At 45.8% G+C, this 1,557-nt stretch carries 1 protein-coding gene; it reads left to right on the plus strand.

What is annotated here, in order from left to right:
- Window positions 1-106 precede the first annotated feature (106 nt).
- Window positions 107-1,464, plus strand: a protein-coding gene (locus L1N82_RS23055; protein ID WP_235289813.1) for an IS1182 family transposase whose coding sequence is annotated in 2 segments (ribosomal slippage) — window positions 107-671 and window positions 671-1,464 — 1,359 coding nt in all. Because the reading frame shifts where the segments join, the coding sequence is not laid out codon by codon here.
- The last annotated feature ends 93 nt before the right edge of the window (window positions 1,465-1,557 follow it).

A 1,557-nucleotide genomic window follows, 5' to 3' on the forward strand; every position in this document is an offset into this window, starting at 1 on the left:
CAGCCTGTTGAGAAACCTCAACAGGCTATATTTATCTTCAACAACTTTACCAATTCACCGCTTTAATATGGTATAATATAGGTATTATAACTAAGGCGGTGTTGGAATGCTGCGATCGAATCCGAATGTCCAAAATAGCTTTGAATTTGTTTGCTTGGAGGATCTTGTACCACAGGGACACCTACTGCGAAAAATCCACAAACATATTGATTTTTCTTTTATCCTCGAAAAGGTCAAACCTTACTATTGTGAAGACAATGGACGCCCTTCCGTAGATCCTGTCATGCTTTTTAAGATGATGTTTATTGGCTATCTTTATGGAATCCGCTCAGAGCGTCAGTTAGAGCAAGAAGTTCAGCTAAATGTGGCTTATCGCTGGTTCATCGGTTTGGGGCTCACGGATCGTGTACCTGACCATAGCACCCTCAGCCTAAATCGCAAACGTCTGCAAGACAGTACAGTTGTTCAAGAGATCTTCGACCACATCGTGCTGAAAGCGATAGAACTTCGAATGGTTGCAGGCCGTGTTCTCATTACGGACTCCACCCATTTGAAAGCGAATGCGAATAAACGGAAATTTGTTAAGCAAGAAGTTGAAAAAAGTGTAAAGACCTATTTGGACGACTTAGACGAAGCGATACAAGCTGACAGAGCCGAGCACGGAAAAAAGCTTTAAAACCCAGGAAGGAGGTGACAGAGACCAAGGAAACGAAAGTGAGTACGACAGACCCAGAAAGCGGATATATGGTTCGTGACGGTAAGCCGGAAGGCTTCTTCTATTTAGATCATCGAACGGTAGACCACAAATTTAACATTGTTACCGATGTCCATATCACCCCCGGAAATGTTCATGATTCGACGCCGTATCTCGACCGCCTGGAACTGCAAATGAAGAAGTTTGGGTTTGAAAACTCCTTGGAAGCTGTCGCTCTCGATGCTGGTTACTTTACCGCAGCAATATGCAAAGGACTACATAAACGAAACATCTTCGCTGTGATTGGAGGACGAAGCTTCACCCCGACGAAAGGTCTTATTGCGAAGTGGCGTTTTAAATACGATGCGCAGCGAGATACCTACATCTGCCCTCAGAATCATGATCTGCCTTACTCGACCACGGATCGTGAGGGCTACCGCCAATACAAATCTAACCCCAAAGTCTGTGCCGCTTGCCCAATGCTTAATGAGTGCACTCGCTCAAAGAACAAACAGCGAGTATTAACCCGTCATGTGTGGCAAGACAGCAAAGAATGGGTGAAACAGAACGGTAGAAGCCGGTCGGGGAAATATCTATACCGATTACGATACCAAACGGTTGAGCGAAGCTTCGCGGATGCTAAAGAGCTCCATGGACTTCGCTATTGCCGTTTGCGCGGAAAGAAGAAAGTTCTGGAGCAGGCGCTCATGACCGCCATCTGCCAGAACGTAAAGAAGATCGCCAACCACCTAGAAAGACAGGTGGGATAGGCGATCTTCTTGCTTTCCTTCAGTAAAAACCTACATCCGGTAACATTCCAGAAACAAGACAAAGCCCCGAAGTGGGGCTTTGTCGACAGTCTG

Origin of the sequence: Paenibacillus tarimensis (assembly GCF_021532315.1) — a bacterium.
GTDB classification, from domain to species: Bacteria; Bacillota; Bacilli; order Paenibacillales; family Paenibacillaceae; genus Paenibacillus_I; species Paenibacillus_I tarimensis.